This is a genomic window from Lentilactobacillus diolivorans DSM 14421, from assembly GCF_001434255.1.
Lineage (GTDB): Bacteria > Bacillota > Bacilli > Lactobacillales > Lactobacillaceae > Lentilactobacillus > Lentilactobacillus diolivorans.
Window position 1 is genome coordinate 16867 of the sequence record NZ_AZEY01000013.1, and the last position, 17497, is coordinate 34363.

14 protein-coding genes are annotated in these 17497 nt (G+C 40.0%); 4 read left to right on the forward strand and 10 right to left on the reverse strand.

Annotation, left to right across the window (positions count from 1 at the left end):
• Window positions 1-130: 130 nt before the first annotated feature.
• A complete protein-coding gene (locus FC85_RS00920; protein WP_057863696.1) occupies window positions 131-862 on the reverse strand; it encodes a GntR family transcriptional regulator in 732 nt (243 codons plus the stop codon).
• A gap of 133 nt (window positions 863-995) precedes the next feature.
• Here FC85_RS00920 and ybaK point away from each other — a divergent pair, with 133 nt between their 5' ends.
• Both ybaK and FC85_RS00930 read left to right on the forward strand, forming a co-directional pair.
• Window positions 996-1499, forward strand: a complete 504-nt coding sequence (ybaK, locus tag FC85_RS00925) for a Cys-tRNA(Pro) deacylase (protein ID WP_057863697.1) — start codon at window positions 996-998, stop codon at window positions 1497-1499.
• Entirely contained in the window at window positions 1499-2239 is a 741-nt protein-coding gene (locus tag FC85_RS00930) for a hypothetical protein (protein ID WP_057863698.1), read from the forward strand. The genes ybaK and FC85_RS00930 overlap by 1 nt, the downstream gene beginning before the upstream one ends.
• Before the next feature lie 38 nt (window positions 2240-2277).
• On the opposite strand, the gene FC85_RS00935 is transcribed toward FC85_RS00930, so the two are convergent.
• From FC85_RS00935 to FC85_RS00960, 6 genes are all read right to left on the reverse strand, one after another.
• Window positions 2278-2922 (reverse strand): HD domain-containing protein, encoded by a 645-nt coding sequence (locus FC85_RS00935; RefSeq protein ID WP_057863699.1) that lies wholly within the window; start codon window positions 2920-2922, stop codon window positions 2278-2280.
• 175 nt (window positions 2923-3097) lie between these two features.
• Window positions 3098-4513: an APC family permease gene (locus FC85_RS00940; protein WP_057863700.1), complete on the reverse strand. Its 1416-nt coding sequence runs from the start codon at window positions 4511-4513 to the stop codon at window positions 3098-3100.
• Between the two features lie 4 nt (window positions 4514-4517).
• The gene (gene ald / locus FC85_RS00945) at window positions 4518-5633 is read right to left on the reverse strand and encodes an alanine dehydrogenase (RefSeq protein WP_057863701.1); all 1116 of its coding nucleotides are present in this window, start codon (window positions 5631-5633) and stop codon (window positions 4518-4520) included.
• 263 nt (window positions 5634-5896) lie between these two features.
• Window positions 5897-8509 (reverse strand): bifunctional acetaldehyde-CoA/alcohol dehydrogenase, encoded by a 2613-nt coding sequence (gene adhE, locus FC85_RS00950; RefSeq protein ID WP_057863702.1) that lies wholly within the window; start codon window positions 8507-8509, stop codon window positions 5897-5899.
• Window positions 8510-8722: 213 nt separating this feature from the next.
• Window positions 8723-9259, reverse strand: coding sequence for a DUF1836 domain-containing protein (locus tag FC85_RS00955; protein WP_057863703.1), 537 nt, complete (start codon window positions 9257-9259; stop codon window positions 8723-8725).
• A gap of 372 nt (window positions 9260-9631) precedes the next feature.
• A complete protein-coding gene (locus FC85_RS00960; RefSeq protein WP_225427602.1) occupies window positions 9632-11215 on the reverse strand; it encodes an ArnT family glycosyltransferase in 1584 nt (527 codons plus the stop codon).
• Between the two features lie 629 nt (window positions 11216-11844).
• Between FC85_RS00960 and FC85_RS00965 the strand changes: the two genes are divergently transcribed.
• Window positions 11845-12366 carry a hypothetical protein gene (locus FC85_RS00965; protein WP_057863705.1) on the forward strand — a complete coding sequence of 174 codons (522 nt, stop codon included), beginning with the start codon at window positions 11845-11847 and terminating at the stop codon, window positions 12364-12366.
• Between the two features lie 283 nt (window positions 12367-12649).
• On the opposite strand, the gene FC85_RS00970 is transcribed toward FC85_RS00965, so the two are convergent.
• Both FC85_RS00970 and FC85_RS00975 read right to left on the reverse strand, forming a co-directional pair.
• Window positions 12650-15016 (reverse strand): HAD-IC family P-type ATPase, encoded by a 2367-nt coding sequence (locus tag FC85_RS00970; protein ID WP_057863706.1) that lies wholly within the window; start codon window positions 15014-15016, stop codon window positions 12650-12652.
• A 111-nt stretch (window positions 15017-15127) separates the two neighbouring features.
• Window positions 15128-15454: a DMT family transporter gene (locus FC85_RS00975; RefSeq protein ID WP_057863707.1), complete on the reverse strand. Its 327-nt coding sequence runs from the start codon at window positions 15452-15454 to the stop codon at window positions 15128-15130.
• A gap of 230 nt (window positions 15455-15684) precedes the next feature.
• Between FC85_RS00975 and FC85_RS00980 the strand changes: the two genes are divergently transcribed.
• Window positions 15685-16533: an aldo/keto reductase gene (locus tag FC85_RS00980; RefSeq protein WP_057863708.1), complete on the forward strand. Its 849-nt coding sequence runs from the start codon at window positions 15685-15687 to the stop codon at window positions 16531-16533.
• A gap of 599 nt (window positions 16534-17132) precedes the next feature.
• Here FC85_RS00980 and FC85_RS00990 read toward each other — a convergent pair.
• A complete protein-coding gene (locus FC85_RS00990; protein ID WP_057863710.1) occupies window positions 17133-17492 on the reverse strand; it encodes a class I SAM-dependent methyltransferase in 360 nt (119 codons plus the stop codon).
• Window positions 17493-17497: the final 5 nt, after the last annotated feature.

The window sequence follows — 17497 nt, forward strand, 5'->3', positions numbered from 1 at the left end:
CAGTTCACAAAAACGCTGATTTTACGGGATTTTTTTAAAACTATTTTATCGACTTATGTCCCAGCCACTCAGTTAATTCAAACATGATTATTACCGGGCAAAAACGTGAGACAATATTGAATTCAAATCATTATTGGTTTTCATCAAGGTCCACAAAGGTATTGTAATTGAGGTATTGATAATGAATCCGCATATTGGATACCTCAAACGGTGTCCCATCATCTAAAAAGAAAATGCCTTCCATGACCCCTACCGGCTCGACGGGTTTTAATCCCAGCAGCTTTTGGTCCTCATTAGTTGACGGATTGGCAGTAATTGTCATGAACGACTTGGTAACTGACTTTCCCTTTGCATCTTCAATATAATTGAAAATTGAACCAGTCACAATTTCTTGATTAAGCTCGGGCGCAACCCGAATCGGAATATAACCCATTTCAATCATAAACGGTTTATTTTCAAATGAACGTAACCGCTTAATCCGATAAACAAATTCACCGGGATCCAAAAAAAGTTCTGTTTGAAGTTCTTTGGTGGCTGGAATCACATCAAAATCCAACAACTTAATCTGTGGCGTCTTTCCGTCACTCTTAAAGCTGTCAGTAACCCCCAAATTTGAGCCTTCGTATTGAAAAATTGTTTGATTTTTTTGATATAGCGGGTTGATGAACGTTCCCGATCCCCGTTTTTTAAAAATAATGCCCTGGTTCGCCAAGACATTTAGCGCCCGTTTGATTGAACTACGACTAACACCATATGAGTCACTAAGACTACGCTCATCGGGTAGCTTTTTAGATTCAAACTCGTTGTCTTGAATCCGGTCCTTCAAGTCTTTAATGATGTTACGATAAACTAAATCCGTCATGCCCGCTCCTTAATTAAATCGTCCATTTGCAAAAAGATGCATTATTAACAATAAAGTATAACAGATATTTCCGCCCGATTCAGACAGAAATGTTTGAGCCATTGTGATAAAATGTCCGTGAGGTGTGGTAAATATGGCAAAAAAGAAACATAAAAAAGTTCATAAAACATTAGTTGAACAGATTCTGGACAAGCACAACATCCCATTCGAACAGATGACTTTTCCGACCCATCAAGAGGGTGATGTCGCACAAATTAGCGTTGATCACGTTGATACTGACGAACACAAAATCTTTAAAACGTTGGTCTTAACTGGTAAAACTACCGGTCCCGTTGTTGGAGTGCTTCCCGTTGACGAACATCTTGACGAAAAGAAGCTGGCAAAAGCGTCCGGTAATAAAAAAGTCACGATGGTTCCATTAAAAGATCTCCTTAAGACAACCGGCTATGAACATGGCGCAAACACGCCAGTTGGGATTTACGAAAAGTTCAAATATCCCATTTATATTGATCAGGAAGCCCAGGATATGGGCACCATGATTGTTTCATCCGGTCAAATTGGGCGTTCTGTGAAAGTTGACTCCCAACAACTGGCTGATTTGGTTCACGGAAAATTCACTGACTTAAAGGAAAAATAATGCTTAAAGAAATTATCACAAATATCGTCTGGGCACTCGGATTAATTGCTGGAGTGCCTTTCTTTTTTATCTGGTTACTATCGCGGCTTAATCGTAACACCAAGCAACACATTGCCAACCGATTTGGAATCAATAGTCAGCTCTATTTTGGCTTTTTGGGAATCATGATTCACGAACTTAGCCATCTCATTATCGCGATGATTTTTGGCCACCGGATTACCGGCTTTCGCTTAATCAGCCGGCCAACTAACAGCAAACCGACGTTAGGCTACGTCAATCACCGTTGGAACCAAGCCAATTTTTATCAAAATATCGGCAATCTTTTTATTGGTATAGCGCCCATCTTTGGGTGCTGCTTAGCAACATTAGCTTTGGCTAAATGCCTGATTCCTAATAGTTACACTTGGCTGCTTGAATTCACCCAGTTGCCATTAAGCGTTGATCTGCAATTATCACCTGGTTTTCATTGGCAGGGACTACTGCTGTTTATCATTTTAGCGGCTAACATTTGTATTGGTGGCTTTGACCTGAGTCCAGCCGACTTTCAGAACGCCCGTCAAGGCTTTTGGCAGGCCATCATCACGATAATTATCTTGTCACTTTTAATATCTTTCACACCGTGGCAGACAACTTTATTCACTGAGTTGCGCCGCTTAACCATCATCATTACTGCGGTTTCAATTTTTAATTTGATCCTTTCCGGAACCTTTAACCTCATTTTTCGAAGTCTGTCATCTTGATGTGTTTGCTTAACATGAAACTATTAACTATCAACCAGTCAGACAAGCCCGTTCCATTCATCAACAAATTCGTTAACAAAGGCCAGCATCACTTGTTGGCGATGTTTAGCAATTTTCTTGGCGGTTGGTGTATTCATTTGATCTTTCAATTTAAATAACTTCTCATAAAAATGATTAATGACCGTCCCCCGTTTACGATACTCAGATTTGTCCATATCCTTACGAGGCATGATCCGAGGATTATACATAATCTCGCCAAAATGACCACCGAAGTAAAATGTCCGGGCAATTCCAATCGCACCAATTGCATCTAATCGATCAGCATCCTGAACAATCTGACCTTCAATCGACAGTTGGTGTTTCACTTTTAAATTAGCGCTGTACGACATATTATCGATAATTTCAAAAACCTTTTTAATAAATGAGTCATCATAGCCAACTTCAACCAGTTTGTTAATGATGACTTTTCTTTTAGCCGCCGGATTGGTCGCTACTTTATCATCAGCAACATCATGCAAGTAAGCCGCAACCAACACCAATTCCTCATTAGCGGTCGGCTCACCTTTTAAAATCAACTTGGCAAGTGCGACTACCCGCATAATATGAGTAAAATCATGACCAGAAGTTTCATGGCCTAACTGTTCGCTAACAAATTCTTTAATCTCACGCATTCCACGAATCATCACTTGAGAACTCCTTATATCTTTAAATTTTACAAATATACCAATTAGTATAGCCTAGATTTTTTCAAACAAAAAATCTTCTGCAACAACAATTTAAATGTCATTACAGAAGATTTTCGATCAGCTTTTCCCAACAATTCCGTTACATCACTATTTCTGACATTTGAAATGCTGCCTAAACAACTTGATTCTCGGCAGTTAATGCTTCTTGTTCTTCACGCTGTTCAATATCCACATGTTTTCTGGAATATAAAAGGTATACGATAAAACCAATTAACAACCAAGCCGTATAGATAATCCATGCGTGTAATGGTGTATTTAACAACAAGAAGCCACAGATCAACATCGAAAAGATTGGAATTGTGTCCCCAAATGGTAATTTAAACGGACGCTTCAAATCAGGCTGACGGTGACGCAAGATAATCACAATTAATGAGATTAAAAAGAAAACCGATAGCGAACCAACGTTTGCGATAACCGCCAAGTGTTTGATATTGATGAAACCTGCCAGAGTTGCGGCAACCCCGCCAATAAGCCACAGGGCCCGATTAGGACTCTTGGTTTTAACATTTATGACTGAAATTTTTTTGGGCAGAAAGCCCCCTCGGCTCATTGCCATTGTAATATTCGACGCGGCGTAAACAAAAGCGTAAACCACGGCTGTAATTCCCAGGATTGCACCAACAGAAACCAGTTGGGCTGACAAATGATGACCCTGGCTGATTAAGACATACGCCATAGATTCTGGCACATTTAACTCAGTGTAGTGAACGACCCCAGTCATAATCAAACTAACAATAACGTATAGCGTTGTCGAAACAATCAGCGATAAAATAATGGCTCTTGGCAAATTCTTTTTAACATTCTTAACTTCTTCAGCAGAAGTTGCCAAGGCATCAAACCCCAAAAACGTGAAAAACACAGTTGCGGCACCGGTAAAGACACCTTGGACGCCATATGGTAAAAACGGGCGCCAATTACTAGCTTGAACACTGGTAATACTCATCACAATGAATAGGCAGATGACTGCTAATTTTACAATCACCATCACATTGTTGATCCACTTACTCTCGCTTGTCCCCCGTGTCAAAACAAACGTCATCAGGCAAATCATAATAAGTGCGGGTAAATTAATCAGTCCGCCATCAAAAGGGGATGCTAACAACGCGTGCGGTAAAGTCACCCCAATTTCTTTGAAAAATGATTTAACATACCCTGTCCAACCATTTGCGACAGTCGCGGTGGTCGTAATATAAACACCAATCAGGGTCCACCCAGCCAAAAACGCGATTCGCTGACCAATCGCCACCCACGCATACACATAAGCACTTCCGGAATTGGGAATACTTGTCGTTAACTCGGAATAACAAAGGCCAATCATACAACTCGCAACTGCTGCAATTACGAATGAAATTGCCACTCCAGGCCCCGCGTCAGTTGCGGCAACGATCCCGGTTAAGACCAAAATTCCTGTTCCAATAATCGCCCCGATCCCCAAAATTGATAAGTCAAACAGCCCAAGAGTCCGTTCGCGATCACCACGATTGGCATTTCGCTGAACCAAGTCAATATTTATTCGACTATCTTTCATCGAATTAAACCGTCAAATTGGCATCAAACTTTGCATAAGGCATATCCAAACTTTCTGCAACTGCTTGCTCAGTGACATCTCCTTGATAAGTGTTAATTCCAGTTAAGATCGTGTTGTCATCTTCAGCAGCTTGAATTAATCCCTTATTAGCAATTTCCAATGCGTATGGAATTGTTGCACTGGATAAGGCATCGGTAGCGGTCTTAGGAACGGCTCCCGGCACGTTGGCAACCGTATAATGACTCACACCATGAGAAATATAAATTGGATCCTGATGAGTTGTCGCATGGGTACTGGTTTCAAAAATACCACCCTGATCAATTGGAATATCAACAATTACTGATCCAGGAGCCATGTTGGCAACCATTTCTTCACTCACTAATTTTGGCGCAGCAGCCCCCGGAATCAACACTGCTCCAATAGCAAGATCGGCATCTTTAATCGCAGTCGCAATGTTATGGCGATTTGACATCAATGTTTGAATTTTACCGTCAAAGAAACTTTCTACCTCAGCTAAACGTTGCGCATTAATATCCAAAATTGTCACGTTCGCGCCAAGTCCAATAGCCATTTTGGCAGCATTAAATCCAACAGTCCCAGCTCCAATAATCACGACGTTACCCCGTTTAACACCCGTGGCACCCGCTAGAAGCAAACCTTTTCCCTGGTGTGGCTGCTCCAGAAAATGAGCCCCCACTTGAACCGACATTCGCCCAGCAATCTCACTCATTGGAAATAACAATGGTAAACCACCACGTGGTCCGATCATCGTTTCGTAAGCTACTCCGGTGGCATTGCTGTCAATCAGAGCCTCCGCTAATTCCTTGTCTGCAGCTAGATGCAAGTATGTGTACACAATTAAACCATCACGTAAATACTGATATTCCGATGGTAATGGCTCCTTAACCTTAATAACCATATCGCAATCCCAAGCATCTTCCGCCGATCCAATCCTTGCTCCCATTTGCTTATAATCATCGTCCGAATATCCGGCACCCATTCCAGCCCCACTTTGAACAACTACTTGGTGGCCGGCATGAATTAAATTACCGACATTACTAGGTGTTACACCAACTCTTTTTTCTTGAGCCTTAGTTTCTGTAGGTACGCCAATTTTCATAATAATGCTCCTCCTATAATGGAAACGGTTACATGTCTACATTTATAGGTTATCATGAACATTAACCAGAAGCACTTAAAGTGACTTATGCTAAAATTATAAATTACTAATGATTGGTATAAGTAACCATTAACTTAACCAGAATCGATGATAAAGTAAAAAAGCTGAGACAAAATTCACAATCGTCTCAACTTCTCACTTATTTATTCATTTAATCAGTTTTGTGATTGTAGGTACAAAGTTTCAAGTCAAAACTTATCAGCTTACTTTTCAACGTTTGTCCCTTCGTAATCATCAATCATGATCTGTTTCAAATCAGCAATGAGTGGCTCCTTTGGGTTAGCCGTTGTGCATTGATCTTCGTAAGCAAGGGTTGCTAATTTGTCAAGTGAAGCTTCAAACTTGGCTTTGTCAACACCTTGGGCTTTCAAGCTAAGCGTAACGCCAACTGAATGAGCCAGGTTAATGAATTTTTGAACCAACCCTTCAATTAACTCTTCATCCGTATTGCCTTCAACGCCAACATAGCGGGCAATTTGAGCATAATCTTTATTAGCTCTAAAGGACTCATACTTAGGCCATACGGCAATTTTTTCCGGTAACTTGGCGTTATAACGAATAACGTGTGGTACCGTGATTGCAATTGCGATGCCATGGGTAATCCCAAATTCACCGCCGAGCTTATGAGCAACCGAGTGGGTAATTCCGAGGAAGGCATTGGCAAAGGCCATTCCGGCAAGAGTTGCTGCATTATGCATTTCTTCTCGGGCTTGGGGATCACCGTTGTATGACGCAGTTAAATTATCAAATACCAGCTTAATGGCTTGCAAAGATAATGGCCGTGTGTAATCCGAAGCCATTGTTGAAACAAATGATTCAAAGCCGTGGCAAAGGGTATCTAATCCCGATGCTGCAACCGTGCCTTTAGGTACCGTTTGAACGAACTGAGGATCGACGATTGCAACATCAGGTGTCAAAGCATAGTCAGCTAACGGGTATTTAACATGCGTTTTAGAATCTGTGATAACAGCAAACGGGGTAACTTCTGAACCAGTTCCCGAGGTCGTTGGAATGGCAATCATTTGTGCTTTACGTGGTTTCTTGAAGCGATAAGCCCGTTTTCTAATATCCAAGAACTTCTGTTTAGCACCAAAGAAACTTGTCGTTGGATCTTCGTAAAACAGCCACATATTCTTAGCGGCATCCAGTGGTGAACCACCTCCAAGCGCGATAATGGTATCGGGCTTGAATGCGCGCATCTGGGCAACCCCCTTTTCAACTGTGTCAGTCGTTGGATCCGGCTCAACATCTGAGAAAAGTGAATATTCAATTTCATTTGGTCGACGCTTTAGCTCATCTAAGACCGTGTCAACATAACCATGTTCAACCATCCCAGGTGTCGTAACGATAAAGACTTTGTTAATTCCTGGCATGTCGTCAAGGTAACGAATTGAAGTCTTTTCAAAGTAAACTCGTGGTAATTTAATCCATTGCATATTATTTCGTCTCTTTGCGATAGTTTTAATGTTCAACAGGTCGTAATCAGTAACGTTATGGGAAATGGAATTACCACCCCATGAACCGGTACCAAGCGTCAATGATGGTGTCATTTCATTATAAAGGTTACCTAAGCCGCCAAATCCACCAGGCGTGTTAACCAATACCCGAGCTGCCTTCATCTTCTTGCCAAATTCAAGAGCAATTTTGTCATCCATCGTTTGAATTGCTGCAGTATGACCCAAGCCACCGTAGTTCAGCAACTTTTCAGCAATTTCGAAGGCATCTTCATGACTATTAGCCTTATAGACGGAAATGACCGGGCTCAATTTTTCGCCGGATAATGGGTACTTAGGTCCAACCCCCGTCAATTCAGCTGCCAGTACCTTCGTATTTTCCGGAACTTTGATGCCGGCAATTTTAGCGATTTTCTTAGCAGACTGACCGGCAATTGGTCCACGGACACTGCCACGTTTTGGATCAAACATTGCTTCAGTCAATTTGGGCTCATCTTTTTTTGCGATGAAGAAGACGCCGTTCTTAACCAAATTGGCTTTTACTTCATCGTAAACTTCAGTATCAATAATGGCACTGTTTTCAGTCGCACAAATCATCCCATTATCAAATGTCTTGGATAGGACCAAATCGTTCACGGCTCTGGCAATTTTAGCGGTTCTTTCAATATAAACCGGACCGTTACCAGGACCAACACCCAAAGCTGGTTTCCCGGTAGAATAAGCGGCTTTAACCATACCAGGGCCTCCCGTAGCTAATGTACTGGCAACACCGGGATTGTTAATTAATTTATCGGTTGCTTCAATACTTGGCTCAGTAATCCATTGGATAACACCTTCAGGAGCACCGGCTTCAATTGCGGCATCACGAACCACTTTTGCAGCAGCAATTGATGACTTTAATGCTTGAGGATGAAAACTGAAAATAATTGGATTTCGCGTTTTCATGGCAATGATTGATTTAAACAAAGTTGTTGAAGTTGGATTGGTAACTGGTGTGATCCCAGCAAGAACACCAAGTGGTTCAGCAACTGTGATCAATTGACGTTCATGGTCATCTTTAATCACACCAACTGTTTTGTGGTTCCGAATGCTGTGCCAAATCTCTTCAGTTGCGTACATATTCTTGATTGCCTTATCTTCAGCAACACCACGGCCGGTTTCTTCATATGCCATTGTGGCAAGTTCCATATGCTTGTCTTGGCCGGCCATTACCATTGCATGGGTAATATGATCAACTTTCTCTTGGTCAAATGAATCCATAATTTTAAGTGCTTTTTGTGCTTTTGAAACCAACTGATTAATTACAGTGTCAACATCGGTCTTTTCATTCTTCTTTTCAACTTTTACTTTATTTTCTATCATTGCTTTCCTCCAATGAAAAGTTCTTTGTTATCTCTTTCACATGGATAATGATATCACGTTTTTCTGAGATGTAAATACTTTTGTGTAAAAAATCACATAAATTATTAAGCCTTCCTCTTCCCTTGTCGGAGTATGCATAAAGAAAGAGGAGTCTGAATTTCAGGCCCCTCTTAAATGTAACCGATTACAGTTAATTTAAAGTGAAACGGTTCACTATTTAATTATTTTAGTCAAAGGTTTTTCAATAATTCCCAATAATTTTTCAGATTGGAGTCGGTCAATAATGACATTCACGGCAACTTGCATCAACTTATCGTTCAAATTGTCCTCAGCTAAGGCACGACTATTTCGACTATCGATACTTTTAAATGAAAACATCAACCGTTTAATAAAACTGTCATATGCTTGCTGTGGGTAAATATTTGCCGTCACCTGATCAATGCCATGCCGAATTGTTTCTAAAGAAAATGCCGGCTTTAACAGACTGATTAGAATAATATCAGCAATTTGCATTGTCTGATATTTCTTCTTTACCGGGGCGATAATGGCTTTATGCTTAACATAATTGTTAATCATCGCAGGCGTTACTTGATCAACACCAATCGGTCCCAATATATCGTTAACCAGTGCTGTCACCTGATCCATATATAAATCAAATTTTGGTAGCTCTGACCACAATGGCAGTTCTGCAGTTTTTAGCCTTTGTTCCCACTGTTCATATTTTTCGTACTGTTCTTTACTCGATTCCATGGGATCACCTCTTTGATTTTATTATATCACATTATCTAGTCTTAACGACTAGGTAATGTGAAATTAAAATACAACAGTTTGTATCATCCAGCTATTCAGAAAAAAACAGTAGGTCGCCGAACGTAATCGACCCAACTGTTTTTTTGTGACGATACAATTAAAATCATTTACAATTCGCATATTACTTGGCCTACTATTCCTAATTGTGCGACCTCAGACATCCCCATAGCTGATACTGGCTTTCCACAAAAATATTGATTATGCTCCGGACTTGCTAAATGTACAGAAAGCCAAGCAGTTTCTGGCCATATAAGGCCCTTAGGCGATCTCCCCAAACAAGGGAGATCGCCTAAGGGCCTTATATTCTGGAAACTAATCGCTTGGTTTTGCACTCTTTCTTTTTAACAACCAATACGCCACATTGGTATTTTCAAAATTTTGAGTGTGCAGTGCCACCACTCGATAATTTCTTAACATGACTTTTGAAATCTTTTTCGTTCCTGGATTTAGATTCCCTGCACTAATTTTTTTGCTACCTGTACCGTGCCACTGCTTAATATTCTTTCCAGCTGGTGTATTCACTACAACCCACTGCGTCTTAGCCTTCTTAATCGACTCATTTTGCGAATTCATAATTTGAGGTGCCTTGTTATACGCAATATTATAGTTTTGGAAATAATAATTCGTTGGCAATGCGCCAGACGTTGTGTAAAATCCCATGTCAATTGATCCATAATTCAATAATGTTGGTCTACCATGACTCTGCTGCCGCATGATGTTCCCAAAAATAATCTGAGCCGGCTGCTGTGGCTTCGTCGTGGACTGTAATGTCACTGACGCATTATTCGGAAAAATTTTGGAACTTAAAATATTATTATTAACCCCCAGCACTAAAAATAAGCTGATTAAGACACTCCCAATAAAAATTTGCGACTCATTAACTTTTGTAATCTTAAATTGATAAAACTTAAATAATTGAATTAGTAAAAACACACTTGGCACAACAATATAAGGAAAGAATGCCAACTCATAATATTGATAGACCTGGCCGGCATGATATCCATAAACAACAAAAGCAGCGTTACTAATCATCATAGCCACAAACAACGCTTTTCCATGCCATGTTTTAAAAATCGAATTTGTAAACATCAAATAAATCAATCCGATAAAACCACATACAAAGATTAACGGATCTTGGCGCAGAAAACTGCTATAAATTGTTAGTGACTCAAGAAACTTGGCGAACACCGAATTATCCGACAGCATATAAACATGCATATTTTCATAGAAATAGACGTGAATAAAGGCCGCCAATGAATGCGTTACTAAGAAATAAATCAGCCAAGGCACAATTGCAATTAAAAAGCCTAATAAGCTCCATAAAATTAATCGCTGAATATCCCGATATCGTTTATCGGTAACATACTCAATAAAAATCCAGATATAAAAAATAATCCAACCACCTAAAAGTGTGTACTTCATTAAGAATGTGAGTCCAACAAGAAATCCCTGAATTGTCCAACCGGCCTTAGACAGCTTAAGATTCTCTTGATCCGCCCGTAGCAATGAATAAATCAGCATTAACATGGCCGGAAACAGGAAGGATTCGACTGTATCGCCATAGGTGTAATACGGATGAAAGAGTTGAAAGACCGGCGAAAAAATCGCGATAATTCCGGCAGCACTTTTATGTATGTATAAACCAGCAATCATGTAAACAACGATCATCGTTATTAATAAGCTCAGCACTTCAAAGGGGAACATTCCCAATAAAGAACGGCCACTCATTAGTGACGCAATGCCGTGAATCAAGTAAACATATGGTCCCTTCTGTTCAAAAACGTCCCTGTAAGGGAGAATGCCATGCATCATTGCTTTACCAACCGTAAAAAAACAATTATTATCCGGTGAATAATCAAAATAAAACAACGGTGACGTATAACTACAAAAACTCATGAACCAAATACTGACTACTAAAAAATAGTAAAAGAAAGGCTCTCGGAAAAACTTCAAATACCTCAACAAAAAAATCACCCAATCCTCATAAAAAATCGAATAGTACAACTCATATACAGCTATTACGAATAGTAACATTTTATTTGGATTATATGCTAATTATTTTTTTGTGATGCAAATTCCCGTAATTATGACATAAAAAGTCTAGTCCCCTAACAATTTAATCACACATGTTAGCTAAAACGTTTTTAACCTGATTACCACGCTATTTCATTTTTTAATTTATCAGGACAATTTATTGCAAACCTACAGTTTGCTAATAAATTTCAGTAAAAAGCTATTGCAAAAAATCACCTTAGCACACTATAATGAATGTTAACATTTTCTATGGGTTATGTAGTGATTAACTTTTACTGATAACGATCGTTGGGTGTTATTATTAAAGAGTTAGTGCTAAACTAGTCAATGGGCTGAATGGTAAACACGTGTAATCATTCCGATTGGTTTATTATTTGAGTCCATACACACCCCATCAATGTTAATTTTTGGAATTAACCTACATATTATGGTGTGTTAGAGAATGTAGAACTGTATTGGGCATTGGGTTAAAAATCGAGGAGGTTTCTTTTATGAAGAAAACATTAATCAACTTGGTAGCATTGGCTACTATTTTTGGTGTTGGTTCAGTTGCATCTGCCAACGCACTTGCCAACAACGCTGATACCACACCAACAGCTACTAGTGCATCTACTACTAGTGGTTCAACAACTGCAACCAGTGGTTCAACAACCACACCAACAGTTAGTTCATCATCTGTAGATTCAAGTGAACCTACGACAACATCATCATCAACAACTCCTAAGAAGTCTGCTAAGACGACTAAGAAAGCTGCTGCTAAAAAGGCTTACACTAAAGCCAAAAAAGCTTACACTACGGCTAAGAAGAACTTTACCAAAGCTAAGAAAGCTTACACTAAAGCTAAGACTACAAAGAATAAGAAGGCCTACACTAAAGCTAAGAAAAACTTTACCAAGGCTAAAGCAAACTACAAGAAAGCTGCCGCTGCTTACAAGAAGGCTCTTGGCAAGAAGACTACAAAAAAGTCAACTACCAAAAAGACCACTGCTAAGAAGTCAGCTTCCCGTAAATAATTTCAGATAATCCCACATACAGTTCTCAAAGTGAGTCTTAAACTCAAACAAAGATCTTAAGGCCACTCTGTTAATAAAGGTGCTAAGACAAGGTAATCCTTGTTTTAACACCTTTTTATATTGCAATTTTAATGATTTTTTAGTGGTATCACGGTAAAACCGATATCGATTAGCCACCTGCGAAAAAGACTTATTATGTGCTGTCAAGCTCGAAAACGCCAAGGACATAAATGTCAACTATACCAATTGGCATACTTTCGGCTTAAAAGCATCATCTAGTATGCTACCCGCGTCTTTTCGCACGCTTTGCCTCACGCTTATTCAAAAACGTCGCAATCACACCCTGCATAAAAATATACAGTGGATAAGCAGTTGCTATCAAGGGAATCCCATACAGCCAGATATCCTTATTAAAGAATGAGACCAGTGAAAACAAATCATTAAAGAAGACGATGATCGCTAGAAAGGCAACTAATACAAGTAAGTCCATTCCAACCTTTAATCGATTCAGTGGCCGCGAAACCATCACTAATGCCAGCCAGCAAATTGCCCCGGTTAACAGGACACACAACGTTGACGTAAACTCATAACGCATACCAAAGACTGTTCCAATAAACTCAATGAACATGATATAGCCCACAATACAAATTGCTGCGGGCGTTGAAACAATCAAAACCTGCTTCATAAATTGATTTGTAATTCGACTGAAGTTTGGTTCCAAAGCCAGGAAAAACGACGGAATTCCTACCATTAAGGACGTGATTGGGGTTAATTGGATTGGCTCAAACGGATAACCGACGGTCATAAACACAAAGATAAATGACAAGGCAACCGAATACATCGTTTTAATTAAATACATCGAAGCTACTCGTTCAATATTATTGATAACCCGGCGTCCTTCTTTTAACACATCAATCATTGCATCAAAGTTTGAATTAATTAACACAAAATCGGCAATACTTTTAGTACTCTCACTTCCCGAAGCCATCGCAATCCCGCAATCTGCTTGTCGCAGCGCTAACAGATCATTAACCCCATCGCCAGTCATCGCAACCGTGTGCTGACGATCTTGAAGTGAGCTAATCAGCCGTTTCTTTTGATCAGGTGTCACCCGACCAAATACTGTATTTTCCGTTGCGATTTTGCCAAAGTCAACGTCATCAGTGACCGTTGACATATCAATCTTTCTTTCAGCGTTTTGAATTCCGGCATTCTGGGCAATCGTTGAGACCGTTGTTGGATCATCACCAGAAATGACTTTAATGACCACATCCTGGTTCTTAAAATACTGAAACGTATTATAAGCATTGGGTCGAATCACATCAGAAATTAAGATTAACCCAATCAGTTCCGGATTTTTCAAAACTTGTTTTACATCAACATCATCCACTTTGGCAACCGCCAAAACTCGGTATCCCTGGCTCGCATAATGTTGGACCTGCTGCTTGGTGCCCTCACTTAATTGCTTAAAAATGAACTGAGGTGCACCAAAGACATAATCATCATTCTCAAAGCCAGCACCACTCCACTTTCGATCGGATGAAAACGGGACAATCTTTTGGGAAACCATCTTAGGATCATCAATCGCTTCTTTAATCGCATTAGCAGTTTCATTACTATCCCCCGTGGCATACGTAATCCCAGCGGTTAGCCGCTTTAGCTGAGTCGCAGAAACGTCCCTTTTTAAAGGAATGGCATCAACAAACTTCAAATCACCACTGGTAATCGTCCCTGTTTTATCCAGACAAATGATATCAACCCGAGCCAACGTTTCAATGGCGGGTAAATCTCTAACCAACGTTTTCTTGCGGGCCAGGTGCATTGCAGAAACTGCCAGTGTCATTGATGTCAACAACACTAATCCTTCAGGAATCATGCCAATCATCGCAGCTACTGAACCTAAAATTGCTCGATTAATCCCTGTACCGCCAAATAACTTGGCAGCAAACAAAATCATTCCCAGTGGAATAATCACGTACGTCAAAACTTTAATAATTCGATTAATGGTGTTCAATAAAATGCTGGAGGTATCTTCACCTTTTTTAGCTTCATTGGAAATGTGATTGACAAACGTATCCTTGCCAACTTTCGTGACCAACATTTTTCCGGAGCCACCAACTAAATAAGTCCCCGACGTTACTTGATCGTCAACTTGCTTTGAAATGGTAACTGATTCACCAGTAATCGGCGACTCGTCAATCTCAATTCCGCGACTAACCAACACCTTTCCGTCAACCGGAATTTGATCCCCCCGGCCAAGGACAATAATATCACCAAGCACGATATTTTCCGGCCGGATTTCAATCACCTGACTATTGCGAATAACGGTCGTTTTTCCCTCTGCTAACAACACCATTTTATCAACTTGGCGTTTTGACCGAATTTCTTGGATGATTCCAATCGCCGTATTAAAAATGGCGATTCCCAAAAACAACAAATTTTTATAGCTGCCGGTGTAAAAGACTAACGCCCCTAAGACAACGTTAATCAGGTTGAAGAGTGTAAAAATGTTATCGCGAAGAATCTCCTGGATGCTTCTAGTCAGAGATTGTTCAGCAGCATTTTTCTTACCATTTTTAATTTGCTGATTAACCTGCGCGTTAGATAATCCCTGATCAGGATTGATATTTGATAAATTTACCTCAGCCATCCTATCAACACCTCGCTTTACCATCATTGTACAAAATAACCCAAAAGATTCACATATTTTCGTACGGCATTTCAAGAAGTTTAAATTATTTTAAGATCACGTTAAATTTAATTAATGAGATGACGGCCCATACAGATCTAATATCGCCACCCCGATCAGGATCAACCCAATTCCTAAAATACTGGCAAAATTTACCGGTTCTTTCCAATAAAAGACCGCAATAAGCGTTGTAATAACAATGCCGACGCCAGACCAAATTGCGTATGTCACGTTTAGATTAACCGTTTTTAGCGTCAATGCCATAAAATAAAAGCAAAGCCCATAAGAAATTAACGACGCGACGGCCGGAACCAAACTGGTGAACCCATCCGAAGCTTTCAATAAATTTGTGCCAATAATCTCGCCAGCAATTGCTAACGTCAAAAATAAATACCCCATCCCATCACCCTCATCTTTTATCTAATCCAATTGTATCTTAACCACTTTATTTTATCATTTAGGCGGCTTAGGGGAATGATTTAGCTAAGCGCTTTCAATGATTATTAATAATTGCTACTATATAAGTTGATATCAATTAAAGTTGATTGGGGTTGAATAGCCAATTAATCAGAGGAACAATCAGCCAGACCAACATTAAAATACTCGTGATATTATTTTGGAGGGAAATCATGTTTGAACCAGATAAAAGTACTTATCAATTAGCAGACGGGAATCAGATGCCCATCCTAGGATTTGGTACCTATAAAATTAACAAGCCTGAGCTCATGACCCAATCCGTTCAGACCGCTTATGAGGCCGGATATCGGTTATTTGACACCGCTCAATACTACCGAAACGAGAAAGTTCTGGGAGACGCCATTGCCAGACTAGGGGTTAGCCGGGACAAGGTGTTTATCATCGACAAAGTTACTGAAATGAATCAGGGACACGATTTAACCATTAATAGCACTGAGTTTTCGTTAGAACAATTGGGAACTGACTATGTGGATCTCCTACTCGTTCACTGGCCAATTGCAGATAAATTTTTTGAAACTTGGAAAGCCTTTGAAGAATTAAAGAAACAGGGGAAAGTACGCTCGATTGGTGTTAGCAATTTTACCCGGTCACAGTTGGAACTGCTTAAAACTCAGGCCGATGAAATGCCGGTTGTCAACCAAATTGAAACCCACCCTTACTTTACGCAACAACCAATGATTGACTTTAATACCAAACAATCAATTATCACGCAAGCTTGGAGTCCCCTTGGCCGTGGTTTGGTATTGGACAATCCAATGCTTGAAAAAATTGCTAAGCATCACGGAAAGACACCTGCCCAGATTGTATTACGCTGGGATATTCAGCGCGGCATTTCGATTATTCCAAAATCACAGACACCTCAACGAATTAAGGAAAATGCCGAATTGGATTTTGAATTAAGCGATGACGAACAATCAATGCTCGACATTATGAATCGAAATCAGCGAACAGGCAATGAACCGGAGCTGGTCTATGAATTAGGCAAACAGTACAAAAACTAATCAATTACGATAATTCATGCCTGAAGAAACGGCTGCATTATCAAACGTTACTCCTCACATAACTAAGCAAGAGGTTGAGACAATCGTCATTTATCCCAGCCTCTGTTCGTGTAAACACGATTGTTACCGAGCGAAGACGCGGGACAAAAGGCAACTTCCGGCCGTTCTTCTTGTCTAATTACGATTATTACCAAGCAAAAATACGGGATAAAGGACAACTTCCTGCCGCGTAATCGAATTATCCAAATATTCAAGTCTGGAATATCTTGTTGAACTTCTTACTTGGTTGAAACGTGGGCCAGCAAGCAGACCCCGGCCATATAAGCCCCCTAACTTGATATTCCAAAATCGGGAATATCTTGTTGACCTTTTTACTTGGTTGAAAACGTGGACCAGCAAGCAGGCCCCGGCCATATAAGCCCCCTAACCTTGATATTCCAAAATCGGGAATATCTTGTTGCGCTTTTTATTTGGTTAAAACGTGGACCAGCAAGCAGGCTCCGGCCATATAAGCCCCCTAACTTGATATTCCAAAATCGGGAATATCAAGTTAGGGGGCTTATATGGCCGGGGCCTAAACGCTTGCTGGTCCACTCTGTTTACTTAATTCGCTTCTTCAGCACGTCAGCCAACTTCTCCAAAGCACCTTCACGCGTTTTGATGACATCCATATTCCAAATAATGGAATCAATATCACCACCAACAAAGTCAAACTTTTCATAGTAAATGTATGGGTCTTCATCACTCTTTTGAAATACCTTGTCGATTTCTTTGGAGAAACCCTTTGCCCAATCATCGTCATCCATTTCTTTAAAGTCGATTTTAGTAATGTATCCCTTTTCTTCAATCAAATCGACAGCTTTTTTTACTTCATCACTTGAGAAATTAAATTTACTTTCGGGTTTCTCTTCTGCATCCGCCTTTTTTTCTTCTGCACTTTCCTTAGCCTTTTCAGCCATATCTA

What these genes read in the sequence shown, in the direction of transcription:
- ald (WP_057863701.1), bottom strand. Translation starts at nt 5,633, where the DNA reads ATGAAAATTGGCGTACCTACAGAAACTAAGGCTCAAGAAAAAAGAGTT.
- FC85_RS00965 (WP_057863705.1), top strand. Translation starts at nt 11,845, where the DNA reads ATGAAGAAAACATTAATCAACTTGGTAGCATTGGCTACTATTTTTGGT.
- FC85_RS00930 (WP_057863698.1), top strand. Translation starts at nt 1,499, where the DNA reads ATGCTTAAAGAAATTATCACAAATATCGTCTGGGCACTCGGATTAATT.
- FC85_RS00920 (WP_057863696.1), bottom strand. Translation starts at nt 862, where the DNA reads ATGACGGATTTAGTTTATCGTAACATCATTAAAGACTTGAAGGACCGG.
- ybaK (WP_057863697.1), top strand. Translation starts at nt 996, where the DNA reads ATGGCAAAAAAGAAACATAAAAAAGTTCATAAAACATTAGTTGAACAG.
- FC85_RS00970 (WP_057863706.1), bottom strand. Translation starts at nt 15,016, where the DNA reads ATGGCTGAGGTAAATTTATCAAATATCAATCCTGATCAGGGATTATCT.
- FC85_RS00990 (WP_057863710.1), bottom strand. Translation starts at nt 17,492, where the DNA reads ATGGCTGAAAAGGCTAAGGAAAGTGCAGAAGAAAAAAAGGCGGATGCA.
- FC85_RS00960 (WP_225427602.1), bottom strand. Translation starts at nt 11,215, where the DNA reads ATGAGTTTTTGTAGTTATACGTCACCGTTGTTTTATTTTGATTATTCA.
- FC85_RS00935 (WP_057863699.1), bottom strand. Translation starts at nt 2,922, where the DNA reads ATGATTCGTGGAATGCGTGAGATTAAAGAATTTGTTAGCGAACAGTTA.
- FC85_RS00940 (WP_057863700.1), bottom strand. Translation starts at nt 4,513, where the DNA reads ATGAAAGATAGTCGAATAAATATTGACTTGGTTCAGCGAAATGCCAAT.
- FC85_RS00975 (WP_057863707.1), bottom strand. Translation starts at nt 15,454, where the DNA reads ATGGGGTATTTATTTTTGACGTTAGCAATTGCTGGCGAGATTATTGGC.
- adhE (WP_057863702.1), bottom strand. Translation starts at nt 8,509, where the DNA reads ATGATAGAAAATAAAGTAAAAGTTGAAAAGAAGAATGAAAAGACCGAT.
- FC85_RS00980 (WP_057863708.1), top strand. Translation starts at nt 15,685, where the DNA reads ATGTTTGAACCAGATAAAAGTACTTATCAATTAGCAGACGGGAATCAG.
- FC85_RS00955 (WP_057863703.1), bottom strand. Translation starts at nt 9,259, where the DNA reads ATGGAATCGAGTAAAGAACAGTACGAAAAATATGAACAGTGGGAACAA.